The following is a 13,197-nucleotide window of genomic DNA, read 5'->3' on the forward strand; positions in this document are numbered from 1 at the left end:
TCATGGGCCGCTCTACGCAAGAGAAAGCCTTAGAGAACCGTGCAAAGATTGTCGAAAACGCCAACCTGCTGTTTCGTCAACATGGCGTCGAAAACGTCTCTGTGTCAGAAGTGATGGGGGCCTGCGGTATGACCGTGGGAGGGTTCTATAAGCACTTCGAGTCCAAGGATGCCTTGGTTGCCGAGGTCTGTGACCTGGCATTCGATCAAGCGCTGACAAAATGGGACAAGGTCTACAAGAACGCAGATGCCAGCGCCAAGGGGCGAAATCTGGAGCTGGTGCGCGGCTACCTCAACAACCGCAATCCAGAGCGGCGCTGTCCCATCCTGGCGTTCGCCCCTCAGGCCACCGCCAGCACAGAAGTTACTGGCCCGACTCAGGCCTATAAGGCAGGCATCCATGAGCTGTTCGACAAGTTCCTAGAAGGAGCACCTCAGGAAGATGATGCGCTCCCCACATCGCCATCTCGCGACGCCATGGTGCTGTTTGCTGCCATGGTCGGCGCACGGGTGTTGAATCAAGCTGTGGGTAATGCAGACTGGATCAAGGACATCGAAGACGCAGTGATCGCCACCGCAGCCTTGGCTTCAATGAACAATAAACACACGTAAATGTCCATGAAGAATACTTCCGGTACTCAGCTATCGCTGCTGCAAATCCTTTTGTGCGGCGGCTTCGTGGTGACTCTTTCCATGGGGATACGACATGGTTTTGGCCTGTGGCTTCAACCTATCACCCAGGAGCATGGATGGACTCGCGAGACCTTTGCGTTTGCCATCGCGGTGCAGAACATCGCCTGGGGCGTGATAGGCGTCGTTGCAGGTATTGCAGCAGATCGTTTTGGCTCTATGCGCGTACTGTTCGTGGGCAGCGCTTTGTACGCTCTGGGCTTGGCCGGCATGGCCTGGGCTCCTACCCCCATGCTGTTTGCACTGACCACTGGCGTGCTGATCGGAGCAGCCCAGGCTGGTACGACCTATGCCGTTGTCTTCGGGGTCATCGGCCGACAGGTAGAGCCCAGCAAGCGCTCATGGGCAATGGGCATGGCCGCAGCCGCGGGGTCGTTTGGCCAGTTCCTCATGGTGCCGATCGAGGGCTTCTTGATCTCGAGCATGGGATGGCAACAAGCACTGTGGGTTCTGGCTGCCCTCTCTCTGCTGATAATCCCATTGTCATTAGGTCTACGTGAGCCGGGTTTTGAAGGCAGCCCTGTCAAAAAGACTCAATCCTTGGGTCAGGCTATGAGCGAGGCACTCTCCTATCCCAGCTTTTTGCTGCTGATGGCGGGGTATTTTGTCTGCGGCTTTCAAGTGGTATTTATCGGTGTGCACATGCCGGCCTACCTCAAGGACCACGGCCTCGCCCCTCAGGTTGCCAGCTATGCATTAGCCTTGATCGGCCTGTTCAACATCGTGGGCACCTACGTTGCGGGCACCTTGGGACAACACCTATCCAAGCGAAAAATCCTGGCTTTCATTTATCTGGCCCGCGCCGTAGGCATCTCGGTCTTCTTGATGGCGCCTATTTCACCCGCATCCGTCTACTTGTTCTCTGCGCTGATGGGACTGCTCTGGTTATCGACCGTGCCCGTGACAAATGCCGCTGTGGCACAGATTTTCGGCGTGGCCCACCTCTCTATGCTCAGCGGATTTGTTTTCTTCAGCCACCAGGTGGGATCGTTTCTTGGGGTATGGCTGGGCGGTTTGCTTTATGACCGAACGGGCAGCTATGACATCGTGTGGTACATGTCCATCGCTCTAGGGTTGCTTGCAGCAGTCCTGAATCTCCCAGTACGTGAGGCACCTATCGTAAGAAGCCCTTTGGGACGCGCTGCCTAAGTCCCACAACGTCCGCTTTGGGTCGAGCTGAGCCTGTGCAACCGGTCAGAAATGGACGTTCAACATGATGAAAATGCTTTGTCCCACCTGCCAAACACGGGGCATCTCGGAAATGGCAAAGCGATGGTCAAGCCGAGGGTGGCCCGCAAAATGTGATCAGTGCGGCGCCTTAAGCCACGCCCTCTCCAGTACATCCAATGGCATCTGGATGGGAACGCTTCTCTCAATCGCAGGGCTCTCTGTGGTTGCCGCCCTGCTGAACCTCCCGCTGGCTGTCGGGCTGGTGGCCGTAGTTGCGCTCACTGTGCCCATTAACATCGCGATGTGGAGACGGGTGGAACTTGTCCCGATTCCGCCCGAGAGTGCGGCCGCAGCGAAGCAACTCAACTGGTTTCTGGCGGGAATCTACGCTTTGTTTTCGCTATTTCACTGAAGGACTGCTCAGGGTAGTTCAGCGACAGTCGCAGATCGGCCAGAAGCGGTCACTTGGTGTTGTACTCCATAAGCGGTCATTTGCGGACTGCTGTCGTAAAACAGTGAACACAATCTGCGTATGTTTATTCATTGATTCAACACTTGATGTATTATCTAGTTATGCAAGAAGCAAACGTCATCCGCTCACTATCCGCACTGGCCCACGAGGCCCGATTGCGCGTATTTCGCGCCCTTGTTGTGGCTGGACCTGAAGGCCTGACACCTAGTGCCTTAGCTGAGCAGCTCGGCATCGCGCCGAACGCCCTGTCCTTTCATTTGAAAGAGCTGTTTCATGCCGACCTGGTCACCCAGGAGCGGCAGGGCCGAAACGTGCTCTATCGCGCGGCCTTTCCCGTGATGAACGATCTGTTGGCATATCTCACAGAGAACTGCTGCCAGGGCGCGGTTTGTACCGATGACGCCGTTGCGTCGTGCGAGTGCTGAGCGTCGCTGCAACCTTTTCCCATCCCTAAGTCCCGCTGCTAAAACCATGTCTGACAACAAAGCTCCCCTGAACGTCCTGTTCCTGTGCACTCACAATTCGGCACGCAGCATCTTGGCCGAGGCCTTGCTCAACGATATGGGCCAAGGCCGTTTTAAAGCCTATTCGGCGGGCAGCAGCCCCCGCGAGAATCAGCAACCCAATCCGCTTGGGCTGCAGGTGCTGCGAAAGGCCGGTGTCTCGGTCGATGGCTTGCGCAGCAAGAGCTGGGACGAATTTGCTGTGCCTGGTGCGCCGCACATGGATCTGATCATCACCGTATGCGACAACGCCGCTGGTGAAGTGTGTCCGTTTTGGCCTGGTCATCCCGCCACAGCACATTGGGGCTACCCGGACCCCTCGGAAGGCGAGGCCTCTGACGAAGCAAAGCTGGAAGCCTTCCGGCAGACGATGCACATGATTCGTCGTCGCCTGGAGCTATTGGTGAACCTGCCAGCGCAAAAGCTGGAGCAGGCAGTACTGCAGTCCACGGCGCGTGAACTCTCTTCGCACTAAATCCCGTTACTGCAATTGCGATCCAGACCCAGAGTCTGGATTGCAGCACCAGGCTTCACTGACGCCCGCACGCGGTGGGCGACTGATGCCGACTTATAGCTTTTTCTAGGACCTATACGTCATGTTGACGGCCATCCTGATTTTCATCTTCACTCTGACGCTGGTTATCTGGCAGCCGCGCGGCCTTGGCATTGGCTGGAGCGCCTCTATTGGGGCCGGTATCGCGCTGCTGCTGGGAGTCGTGCACTTAGCTGATATTCCAGTGGTCTGGCATATCGTCTGGAATGCCACGGCTACCTTTGTCGCCGTCATCATCATCAGCCTTTTGCTCGATGAGGCTGGTTTCTTCGAGTGGGCTGCATTGCACTTTGCCCGCTGGGGTGGCGGCAGCGGAGTCAAACTGTTTGCTTTCATCGTGCTGCTGGGTGCCGCCGTTTCGGCCCTGTTTGCGAATGACGGAGCGGCGCTGATTCTCACGCCCATCGTGATGGCCATGTTGGTGGCGCTGGGCTTCTCTCCAGCTGCAACACTGGCGTTTGTCATGGCCGCCGGGTTTATTGCCGACACGGCGAGCCTGCCGCTGATCGTCTCCAACCTGGTGAATATCGTCTCCGCCGACTTCTTCAAGATCGGCTTCAATGACTACGCATCGGTGATGGTTCCCGTCAACATTGCCTCGGTCCTGGCTAGCTTGGGTGTATTGCTGCTGTTTTTCCGACGCGATATTCCTGCCACTTACGACGTGGCCCAGCTCAAGTCGCCATCGGCTGCGATCAAGGATCTGGCCACCTTCCAGGCTGGCTGGGTAGTGCTGGTCTTGCTGCTGGTCGGCTTCTTCGCGCTGGAGCCCCTGGGCGTCCCTGTCAGCGCCGTGGCTGCCGTGGGGGCTGCGATCTTGCTGGCTGTGGCTGCGCGTGGTCATGTCATCAGCACCAGGAAAGTACTTCATGGTGCTCCGTGGCAGATCGTGGTGTTCTCACTGGGGATGTACCTGGTGGTCTATGGGCTGCGCAACGCGGGCCTTACGGATTACATCGCCATGTTGCTGAACCAGTTTGCAGCCGGTGGCGTGTGGACCGCTTCACTGGGCACAGGCGTGCTGTCTGCGGTGCTGTCTTCCATCATGAACAACATGCCCACAGTCTTGATCGGAGCCTTGTCCATCGATGCATCCACGGCCACAGGGGCAGTCAAGGAAGCCATGGTGTACGCCAATGTGATTGGCTGCGATCTGGGTCCCAAGATCACGCCGATTGGCAGCCTGGCCACGCTCTTGTGGCTGCATGTGCTCGCCAAGAAAGGCACAACGATTGGCTGGGGCTACTACTTCAAAGTCGGTGCGGTGCTGACCATGCCCGTGCTGCTCATTACCCTCGCAGCGCTGGCTTTGCGGCTCAGCGTGGCGTCATGAACCTTTGCAACGGGAATCTAGCGCTATGAGCGACATCACGATCTACCACAACCCTGCTTGCGGTACCTCCCGCAATGTTCTCGCCCTGATCCGCAACAGCGGGGAAGAGCCCAAGATCATTGAGTACCTCAAGACACCCCCTGATCGCGCCACCCTGGTGGGCCTGATCCAAGCCATGGGCATGCCAGTGCGCGATGTGTTGCGCCAAAAAGGCACGCCGTATGACGAGCTCGGCTTGGGCGAGCCCAAATGGACGGATGAGCAATTGATTGATTTCATGCTCCAGCACCCCATTCTGATCAATCGTCCGATAGTGGTCACCCCTCTGGGGACCCGCTTGTGCCGACCCTCGGAGGCCGTGCTGGACATCCTGCCGCAGCCGCAACAGGCTGCATTCTCCAAAGAAGACGGGGAAGCCGTCATTGACTCGAAAGGAAATCGAATTGGCAAGCTCTGATCTACCGAACCTCGACGAACAAGTTTTTGAAAAGCCCAGCCTGGAAGGCCTGTTGCCCGCACAACGTGCTGCGCACGCGCCGCGCATTCTGCTGCTGTATGGCTCGGTTCGTGACCGCTCCTACAGCCGACTGCTGACCGAAGAGGCGGCGCGCCTGCTGCGCAAGATGGGTGCCGAGACCAGGATTTTCGATCCGCGTGGCCTGCCGCAGCCCGATGGTGCCCCCGACGATCACCCGAAGGTCAAGGAACTGCGTGAGCTGGCTGTATGGTCCGAGGGTATGGTCTGGACGTCTCCTGAGCGTCATGGTGCGATGACTAGCATCCTCAAAGCGCAGATAGACTGGATTCCTTTGTCCGCTGGTGCCGTGCGACCGACGCAGGGCAAGACACTGGCAGTGATGCAAGTCTCGGGGGGCTCGCAGTCCTTCAATGCGGTCAACCAGATGCGTGTGCTGGGTCGCTGGATGCGCATGATCACCATCCCCAATCAGTCCTCCGTGGCCAAGGCATTTGCCGAATTCGATGAGGCTGGCCGGATGAAGCCTTCTTCATACTACGAGCGAGTGGTGGATGTGATGGAAGAGCTGGTCAAGTTCACGCTGTTGACGCGAGACTGTTCGGACTACCTGGTGGATCGCTACAGCGAGCGCCGTGAAAGCGCTGAAGAACTGTCTAAACGGGTCAATCAACGCAGCATTTAATCGATACAGATGGCACTGAACCGCACGCAAGTCACAGTCATGCTCGGGATTGCCCAGACCCTGTCCTGGGCCTCGTCGTACTACTTGCTTGCGGTGCTGGCCACGCCAATCAGTCAGTCGACAAGCACCTCGTACTCTCTGGTGTTCGGCGCGTTCTCGGCAGCCTTGCTTGTGGCTGCAGCGGTAGGACCCATCGCGGGCCGGTTGATTGATCGCTTTGGCGGAAGGTCGGTGCTTCTCGCCAGCAATCTGGTTTTTGCCTGTGGCTTGCTGATGTTGAGCCAGGCCACGCAGACACTGCATATCTTCGTGGCGTGGGCGTTCATGGGCGTGGCAATGGGTAGCGGCCTCTACGAAGCCGCGTTTGCCAGTGTGGTGCACCTGTATGGTCAGGATGCACGCCCAGCCATTACCGGAATCACGCTTTTTGCTGGCTTTGCCAGCACCGTAGGCTGGCCGCTTTCCAGCTATCTGGAAGGCCTGTACGACTGGCGCGTCGTATGCATGTTCTGGGCCGCCTTGCACCTGCTGCTGGGCCTTCCACTCAATGCCTTGTTGTCGCGTGCCAAGCCCACCCCGAGGGAAGTGATCGAAGAGCAAAAGCCGCTTGGAGCTGTGTCCCAGGGCGGAAACAACGTGGTCATCAGTCTTAAGCGCACGGCCTATCTGATGGCCTACGTTTTTGCGGCGTCCTGGTTCATCAGCACTGCCATGGCTTCTCACCTGCCTCAGATTCTTCAGGCCAGCGGTGCAACTTTGGCTGCTTCGATTGCTGCCGCTGCATTGGTCGGGCCTGCCCAGGTTGCAGGTCGGCTGGTGGAATACAGCTTTCTCAAGAAAGCACACCCGTTGCTTTCTGCTCGCTTGGCCATCCTTGCCCATCCGCTGGCTGCCGTCTGTCTGGGCCTTGCCGGTGCACCAGCAGCCAGCATTTTTGCCATCCTGCATGGTCTGGGTAACGGCATCTTGACGATTGCCATAGGCACGCTGCCACTCAAGGTGTTTGGCTCTCAAGGATATGGCCAGCGTCAAGGCTGGCTCATGGTGCCTGCACGCATCGTGCAAGCCGGGTCACCGTTTCTTTTCGGGCTGGCTGTCGCAAGCTGGGGCAGCCAGGCTCTGTGGCTGTCCTCTCTGCTGGCAATCAGTGCATTTGCGGCTCTGTGGTCCATGCGTGTGAGTCCACAGTAATAAAGGCAAAAAGGAGGTCAACAATGTCGTTTCACGATGTGATCATCGTTGGGGCAGGTCAAGCAGGCCTATCGGTGGCGTATTTCTTGCGTCGCACCAATCTGTCGGTCCTGCTGCTGGATGCCGAAGAAGCCGGAGGCGGGGCTTGGCAGCATGGATGGGACTCGTTGAGGCTTTTTTCTCCCGCCTCGTGGAGTTCCATTGCGGGATGGCCGATGCCTGCTTCAGGTGAGCAGTATCCAAGCCGTGACCATGTGGTCGACTATCTTCGCAAGTACGAAGAACGCTACGAACTCAAGATCGAGAGGCCAGTTCGCGTCACAGGCATTGAATCCACTGAGCAAGGCTTCCAGGTCAATGCTGGAGCAAGAAGCTGGCAGTCGCGTGCCGTTGTATTTGCCACGGGAACATGGCGCAACCCATTTGTTCCCAACGTTGAGGGTTTGACGTCCTTCAAGGGGCAACAGTTGCACTCAGCTCAGTACGTATCACCTGAGCCCTTTAAAGGTAAGAGGGTGATGGTGGTCGGCGGAGGAAACTCCGGCGCACAGATACTGGCAGAGGTCTCGCTTGTTGCGCAGTCCACGACCTGGGTCACGCTGGAGCCACCAGCCTTTTTACCGGACGAGGTCGATGGGCGAGTACTCTTCGAGAGGGCCACTGCACGCTGGCAGGCTCTGCAGGAGGGTAAAGATCCAGAGAACCTGCCAGGTGGCTTTGGCGATATCGTGATGGTTCCCCCCGTCCTTGACGCACGCCAGCGCGGCGTGCTGCATTCTGTCGGCTCATTTGAGAAGCTCACGGCGGACGGGGCTCAATGGGGCGACGGAAGCACCAAGCCCTTCGACGCGATCATCTGGTGTACCGGCTTCAGGCCTGCGTTGCAGCCTCTGGAGACTCTTGGCGTTGTCAACGAATCCAGAGTCGCGGTAGACGGCACCCAGGTGCGTGGCGTCCCAGGTTTATGGCTGGTGGGCTACGGGGAGTGGACCGGGCCTGCGTCGGCCACGCTCATTGGTGTCATGCGAACGGCACGTAGCACCGCCGTGGAAGTTGAGCAGTACCTCTCGTAGAAGGTTGTTTGTCCATGCTCTCTGGGGACATACTCGGGTGGGGGCAACCTTTACATGTGCAAACCTATGCACATATGATTGCCACTATGTCCTCCGAAGTTTCAATTCGTACCCAGGCGATTGAGGCCGCAATTGCCTCGCTAGACAGCAACTTTTTTCGTGCGTTGTGTGAACCTGCACGAGTCGCTGTGCTCAAGCGTGTCATGCAATTGGGCAGAGCGGATGTGACCGCGATTGCAGCTGACCTTCCTCAAGAGCGATCCGTTGTGTCTCGCCACCTGCAAGTCTTGCTGGATGCACGGATCGTGCGTGCCACTAAAGTTGGTCGCCAAATGTTCTATGAGGTGGATGGTCCAGCCATCATTGCGCGCCTGGAAGGCATTCTTAAACATACTCAAGGCATAGCGGCGCAGTGCTGTCCCGCCAACTCACTGTAGACCGTGTCCATTTTTTTTCAATGAAATGTGTATATGTGCGCACAAATGAACAATTTAAGTAAAAGGCGCGATGTAATCGTCGTTGGAGGTGGCCAAGCAGGCCTTGCATGCGGCTGGCACCTGAAGCAACGGGGCTTGGACTTTACGATATTGGACGAGCAGGATAAACCAGGGGGAAACTGGCGCCACTACTACGACAGTCTCACCCTGTTTTCTCCTGCTTCGTACTCGTCTCTTCCTGGAATGTCTTTTCCTGGGGCACCCTCAGCGTACCCTCGACGTGACGAAGTAGTGAAGTACTTGGAGCAATACAGCAAGCATTTCGAACTGCCTGTGCAGCCGAACATTCGCATCGTGCGTGTGTACCGGGACAACGGTGGATTTAGACTTCTCTCAGAAAATGGAATGGAGTTTTCTTCGAGAGCAATTGTTGTGGCGACTGGGGCATTTAGTCGCCCCTTCATTCCCAACATTGCCGGTCTACACAACTTTGAGGGAACGAAGATTCACAGTTCGTCCTATCGAAATGTGAAGCCTTTTGTCGGGAAGAAGGTTGTAGTCGTTGGAGCCGCAAACTCTGCGCTGCAAATCGCCTACGAACTTGCGCAAGTAGCCAAAGTAACATTGGCCACGCGTGAAAAGGTTCGGTTCTTTCCACAACGGATTCTGGGAGTCGACTTCCATTCTTGGCTCAAATGGACGGGCCTAGAAAGAACACGCTGGCTCAATGATCAAAGTACACCGGTACTTGATGACGGCACTTACCGAAATGCGCTCAAGTCTGGTCTGTTTGCGCACAATTCAATGTTTGAGCGAGTAACGTCCAGCGGCGTAGTCTGGCCAAGTGGAGCAGAAGATCAAATTGACAGCATCATCTTCGCGACAGGTTTTCGTCCAAATATCAAGCCGTTCGAGCCACTGGATATCCTGGACCCACAGCAAGGCGTCAAGCAACATCAAGGGGTTTCTACTTCAAACCCTGGCATCTTCTTCGTGGGTTTGCCGAAGCAGCGAAACTTCGCTTCAGCAACCCTCCGCGGTGTTGGCCCTGATTCTGAGCAAATCATGGACTCCCTACACAAGTATCTCAATATCTAAGGCACCATCGGGCTCTACCAAACACCGACCCTATGTAGAGTCGTCCCAGCAATGCTCAAAGAGCGATCATCACTTGTACGTCTAGGTGCCAAGTTCTCCAACGACATGTGAATGGCTGTGGCCCGTGGTTCGCCGCCAACTTATGAGCAATGTGCAATCGACTAAAAATGTGAATCCTCAGTTGAGCGTCCGCTTTTCATACGTATGAACGACCGCTGCGGGTCGATTGCTGCCGGTGGTCAGTACAAGCAGGCCGGTCATCACCTATCGGAATGATGGTCAATTAAGGCCACCACCCGCAAACTCGCCGCGCCAACTGTCAACACTGTTTGACGGGCAGAAATCTACCGTTTATTCTCCTGCCCGTGAACGCCTTTTGGCACACATAGACGACTGAGCTTTTGAGAGTCGTCAGCCGATCCCCCAAGGATTGGTCAAAGCATTACCTCGCAACCCGGATGGGGATCATCGCCCCATCCAGACCTTGCGGTCAGGTGCGGCTGTGCTCCGTCCAAACATTGGAAATTTGGAGTCATCATGCAGCAACAACAAGCACCTGCTCAACGTGAGTTTTTCAACCTGCACGCTAACGGCATTGGGTATTTGAACCGTGTTCGTTGGGTAACGCCCACTGGTCGTGGTCGTAAGGCTGAACCGTTTCTCGCTTGCGCCATCAGTGCGCTGCGTGGGGCAACGGATTCTCCCGACTACACATATTTCGATCTGCGCGTGTCCTCTGCCGAGGCCATTGACCTGATCGATAGTCTGCAAAAGGAAGTTGATGAGCGCCGCAAGGTGCTGATCTCTTTCCGTATTGCTGACCTCTACGCTCACTCTTACGAGCGAGATGTGCGAGATCAAGGCGGACGCCCCACCGGGCAGAAGGAACACGCCGGCCTCATCAAAGGCCGTCTGATTCTTATCAACTCGGTGAAGGTTGATGGTCAGCTCGTGTATCAACGTGCCGAGTCGAATGTGGAGGCTGGTCATCTGGGCAGTCAACCGCAAGGCGATGAGGCGTTCCACGATGATCGTGCTGGTAACTCTGAACAGGGTGGCCAGGATGAGCAACCGCACGGACCTGCATCGCAGGAACGTGCACCGGCTCCAGCTCCACGTCAGCAACCTCAGTATCGTGCTCCTGCTCCGCAGGGCCATACACCTTCGGCGCCTACGCGCCAGCCAGCTCGCTCAGGCGGGTACGGCAGTATGCCTGGCCATCAACGGCAAGGCGGATATGCTGATCGACGCGAACATGATTACGCGTAATCAGCAGTAGCCACCCACCCCTGAATTGCGAAAGCAATTCAGGGCGTGATTTGTGGCCCGAATACCCTGGAATTGCGCTATGCTCTCAGCCTTTCCAAGTGTTTGCCGGTATCACTCAAACCGGATGCTAGGCAACTAGCGAAGCAGGTGAGCCTCTGAAACTTGCGCGCCCTACGGGCCGAGGCACTTATAGACCGTACACACTTCACTCGTTGACGCACACCTCGAACCGGTGTGTTCTGTCTCATTCCCAAAGGATCGGAAGTCCTTTGGAGATTCCAAACAGCACTCCACAGGCATATGCGTGTGGAGTGTTTTTCTTTCACCCACGCGGGCCTGGCCCCGCGTTGGACTGGTGCTCCGCAATCTGATGGAGCAAAAGCTTGATAAAGCTCGAAAACGTGACGTTGCGTGTCAAACAAATTCGAGGGGGCCGCTACGGCGATTTCTGCGTCGGGGAGCTATTCCACGAGTGCTGCGAACTCAAGGTCAAGGATTCACTCCTGGATCAGTTCGAAGAAGGCGAGTATCACGGTACTGTTTGGATCAGCCGAATCTTCCTGCACCAGTACATCGCGTATGGAAAAGCAGTGACGGAGATGAGAGCAACGCTGCATGACATGCAGCTCGATAGCGCCTCCGACGCTCCTGTCGAGACAGAATTGGCCGAGCCCGACCCACTACTTGAATCGCCATCCCTGGCGTCTCAAACGCCCGTGTGGTCAGCTCAGTTGCCCGCGCCGAGTACCGAGTCGAAGACCGAGGGGTCCACACGGTTGGGTGACCAGATGCGAGAGCGCATTGAGAGATTAAAGCGGAACACTGGGCAACCAACCCAAGCAATTGCACAAACGTCCTCAGTTGAAGATGTAGGTCAGGTCGATACGCCCGATCTTCCTGAAGTGCTCCGAGAATATTGGGAACAGATCCGCGGTCTTCAACCAGTGAAGCTCGATCCCACTGTCGATCGCTCGATGTTGCGAGAGCAGACCAAGGCCATCGGCCAACTGGGCTCCTATAAATTTGTATTCCAAGATCAAACTTGGCATCCAAAGTAAAGCCCATCGCCCGCATCAGCGGGCTGATCCATATGCGTGAACGCGCGTCTATGGATCAGCCTACTGCCTGGTAGCCAGGCAGCGGGAAGGTGGAATTAGGGTGGCTGCGACCTGATGCGCAGCGGCTTTGCGATAGTGCGTGTCCGGTGAAAGCCAAGCCGGCCTCGTGACCGCGCCGTTCCTTGGCTGTCTGAGCCCGTTGTGACAGCCGGCCAGCCTATAGGCGGCCTGGGTACTGTAATCTGGCAATGCCGGGAGCCCGATGGGTTCCCAGAGTGTCTGCAGCAATCGCGGATTCTCTGGGAAACCATCTGACCATCAATATGGTTTCGCGCACTTTGAGCCCTTGAAAAGTGCAGGCAGCAATGCCCTGGGCATCATTTTTCTATAACCCTCGCGGGCACAACTGTCCGCAAGGGCCGGCGTGCCCGCTCCTTATCGGGAGGAGTCTCCATGGGCACACCTTCCAGCCTTAAGCTCATTGCTTGGTCTGAGGACCAGCGCATGCAAATGCATGACGCCTATCGCAAGTTCGTGGCGATGTGTACCGAGCAGGACTACGAAGCACTGATGCGACTGCGCGAGCAGGTTGCACCAGGGCAGGTTTGTTCGATCGTGACGCTGATCAGTTCCTGCTATCAAAAGCCGGAGCTGCTTGACGGCATGCCGTCGAGCTTGGTTCAACTATTGAAAGAGCGGAATTTGCCGCCGCCGTCTGCTGACGCATCCTCTTTCTAAGAATAGGTAGCGCATCACGCGCATCCATTTCCTCGAAAAGATGCACTAGGTCCAGAGGCTCCTCATGACGAGGAGTCCCTGTTATCACTCTCAACTGGGGACGCTTTTCAGTCATCTGGAAAGTGTCTCACGTTTTCAACCTCTCTCAACGCCGGATGGGCCGTGTCCCATTCGGGCGCGCTCGTCCTTTCCCCCCTTATCAGGAGAAAAGACATGACGCAAATCGTTCAATCGCAAGCAACTACTGGTGTGACTTACGGCGTTCTCGCTGCTCAATGTGGCGAGGTTCTGCCGATGCAGGTTCTGCGTAGTGGAGGCGGCTTCTACCTCGGTACTTGTACCGATCGTGGCCCGTTCACCCGTGAATCTCTGGAGACTTGGAATACCCAAGCCAAGGCTGAAAAGGCCTGGGCGAAGGGTCACTGGTCCCAGAAGGACCACCTTTAAACCCGT

The 13,197-nt window shown here is 56.6% G+C and carries 15 protein-coding genes; all 15 read left to right on the forward strand.

The window, feature by feature from the left end:
* The first annotated feature begins 2 nt into the window (after nucleotides 1-2).
* The 15 genes from EIC84_RS21385 (at nucleotide 3) to EIC84_RS21460 (ending at nucleotide 13,191) form a co-directional block, all read left to right on the forward strand.
* On the forward strand, nucleotides 3-611 hold the full coding sequence (locus tag EIC84_RS21385) for a TetR/AcrR family transcriptional regulator (protein ID WP_003065101.1): 609 nt from the start codon (nucleotides 3-5) through the stop codon (nucleotides 609-611).
* A complete protein-coding gene (locus tag EIC84_RS21390; RefSeq protein ID WP_003065103.1) occupies nucleotides 612-1,838 on the forward strand; it encodes an MFS transporter in 1,227 nt (408 codons plus the stop codon).
* Nucleotides 1,839-2,432: 594 nt separating this feature from the next.
* Nucleotides 2,433-2,756 carry a helix-turn-helix transcriptional regulator gene (locus tag EIC84_RS21400; protein WP_034362041.1) on the forward strand — a complete coding sequence of 108 codons (324 nt, stop codon included), beginning with the start codon at nucleotides 2,433-2,435 and terminating at the stop codon, nucleotides 2,754-2,756.
* Nucleotides 2,757-2,802: 46 nt separating this feature from the next.
* The gene (locus tag EIC84_RS21405) at nucleotides 2,803-3,309 is read left to right on the forward strand and encodes an arsenate reductase ArsC (protein WP_003065113.1); all 507 of its coding nucleotides are present in this window, start codon (nucleotides 2,803-2,805) and stop codon (nucleotides 3,307-3,309) included.
* 121 nt (nucleotides 3,310-3,430) lie between these two features.
* Nucleotides 3,431-4,720 carry an arsenic transporter gene (locus EIC84_RS21410; RefSeq protein ID WP_003065117.1) on the forward strand — a complete coding sequence of 430 codons (1,290 nt, stop codon included), beginning with the start codon at nucleotides 3,431-3,433 and terminating at the stop codon, nucleotides 4,718-4,720.
* A gap of 25 nt (nucleotides 4,721-4,745) precedes the next feature.
* The gene (gene arsC, locus EIC84_RS21415) at nucleotides 4,746-5,177 is read left to right on the forward strand and encodes an arsenate reductase (glutaredoxin) (protein ID WP_003065119.1); all 432 of its coding nucleotides are present in this window, start codon (nucleotides 4,746-4,748) and stop codon (nucleotides 5,175-5,177) included.
* The gene (gene arsH, locus EIC84_RS21420; protein WP_003065121.1) at nucleotides 5,164-5,880 is read left to right on the forward strand and encodes an arsenical resistance protein ArsH; all 717 of its coding nucleotides are present in this window, start codon (nucleotides 5,164-5,166) and stop codon (nucleotides 5,878-5,880) included. The genes arsC and arsH overlap by 14 nt, the downstream gene beginning before the upstream one ends.
* Before the next feature lie 9 nt (nucleotides 5,881-5,889).
* Entirely contained in the window at nucleotides 5,890-7,071 is a 1,182-nt protein-coding gene (locus tag EIC84_RS21425; protein ID WP_003065124.1) for an MFS transporter, read from the forward strand.
* Nucleotides 7,072-7,094: 23 nt separating this feature from the next.
* Complete coding sequence (locus EIC84_RS21430) at nucleotides 7,095-8,144, forward strand: ArsO family NAD(P)H-dependent flavin-containing monooxygenase (protein ID WP_003065126.1); 1,050 nt, start codon at nucleotides 7,095-7,097, stop codon at nucleotides 8,142-8,144.
* A gap of 86 nt (nucleotides 8,145-8,230) precedes the next feature.
* Nucleotides 8,231-8,581 (forward strand): helix-turn-helix transcriptional regulator, encoded by a 351-nt coding sequence (locus EIC84_RS21435; RefSeq protein WP_080554136.1) that lies wholly within the window; start codon nucleotides 8,231-8,233, stop codon nucleotides 8,579-8,581.
* Nucleotides 8,582-8,626: 45 nt separating this feature from the next.
* Nucleotides 8,627-9,679 carry an FAD-dependent oxidoreductase gene (locus EIC84_RS21440; RefSeq protein ID WP_034362009.1) on the forward strand — a complete coding sequence of 351 codons (1,053 nt, stop codon included), beginning with the start codon at nucleotides 8,627-8,629 and terminating at the stop codon, nucleotides 9,677-9,679.
* Between the two features lie 537 nt (nucleotides 9,680-10,216).
* The gene (locus EIC84_RS21445) at nucleotides 10,217-10,948 is read left to right on the forward strand and encodes a DUF3577 domain-containing protein (protein ID WP_003065132.1); all 732 of its coding nucleotides are present in this window, start codon (nucleotides 10,217-10,219) and stop codon (nucleotides 10,946-10,948) included.
* A 383-nt stretch (nucleotides 10,949-11,331) separates the two neighbouring features.
* Nucleotides 11,332-12,006: a DUF3275 family protein gene (locus EIC84_RS21450; RefSeq protein WP_003065134.1), complete on the forward strand. Its 675-nt coding sequence runs from the start codon at nucleotides 11,332-11,334 to the stop codon at nucleotides 12,004-12,006.
* A 453-nt stretch (nucleotides 12,007-12,459) separates the two neighbouring features.
* Nucleotides 12,460-12,744 carry a hypothetical protein gene (locus EIC84_RS21455; protein ID WP_003054979.1) on the forward strand — a complete coding sequence of 95 codons (285 nt, stop codon included), beginning with the start codon at nucleotides 12,460-12,462 and terminating at the stop codon, nucleotides 12,742-12,744.
* Nucleotides 12,745-12,957: 213 nt separating this feature from the next.
* On the forward strand, nucleotides 12,958-13,191 hold the full coding sequence (locus EIC84_RS21460; RefSeq protein ID WP_003065136.1) for a hypothetical protein: 234 nt from the start codon (nucleotides 12,958-12,960) through the stop codon (nucleotides 13,189-13,191).
* Nucleotides 13,192-13,197 lie beyond the last annotated feature (6 nt).

The sequence above is a fragment of the Comamonas sp. A23 genome (assembly GCF_004522605.1).
Lineage (GTDB): Bacteria > Pseudomonadota > Gammaproteobacteria > Burkholderiales > Burkholderiaceae_C > Comamonas > Comamonas thiooxydans.

Coding starts and splice junctions, on each gene's coding strand:
- EIC84_RS21430 (WP_003065126.1), top strand. CDS start 7,095: ATGTCGTTTCACGATGTGATCATCGTTGGGGCAGGTCAAGCAGGCCTA.
- EIC84_RS21460 (WP_003065136.1), top strand. CDS start 12,958: ATGACGCAAATCGTTCAATCGCAAGCAACTACTGGTGTGACTTACGGC.
- EIC84_RS21445 (WP_003065132.1), top strand. CDS start 10,217: ATGCAGCAACAACAAGCACCTGCTCAACGTGAGTTTTTCAACCTGCAC.
- EIC84_RS21440 (WP_034362009.1), top strand. CDS start 8,627: ATGAACAATTTAAGTAAAAGGCGCGATGTAATCGTCGTTGGAGGTGGC.
- EIC84_RS21410 (WP_003065117.1), top strand. CDS start 3,431: ATGTTGACGGCCATCCTGATTTTCATCTTCACTCTGACGCTGGTTATC.
- EIC84_RS21385 (WP_003065101.1), top strand. CDS start 3: ATGGGCCGCTCTACGCAAGAGAAAGCCTTAGAGAACCGTGCAAAGATT.
- arsC (WP_003065119.1), top strand. CDS start 4,746: ATGAGCGACATCACGATCTACCACAACCCTGCTTGCGGTACCTCCCGC.
- EIC84_RS21400 (WP_034362041.1), top strand. CDS start 2,433: ATGCAAGAAGCAAACGTCATCCGCTCACTATCCGCACTGGCCCACGAG.
- EIC84_RS21425 (WP_003065124.1), top strand. CDS start 5,890: ATGGCACTGAACCGCACGCAAGTCACAGTCATGCTCGGGATTGCCCAG.
- EIC84_RS21455 (WP_003054979.1), top strand. CDS start 12,460: ATGGGCACACCTTCCAGCCTTAAGCTCATTGCTTGGTCTGAGGACCAG.
- EIC84_RS21435 (WP_080554136.1), top strand. CDS start 8,231: ATGTCCTCCGAAGTTTCAATTCGTACCCAGGCGATTGAGGCCGCAATT.
- EIC84_RS21390 (WP_003065103.1), top strand. CDS start 612: ATGTCCATGAAGAATACTTCCGGTACTCAGCTATCGCTGCTGCAAATC.
- EIC84_RS21405 (WP_003065113.1), top strand. CDS start 2,803: ATGTCTGACAACAAAGCTCCCCTGAACGTCCTGTTCCTGTGCACTCAC.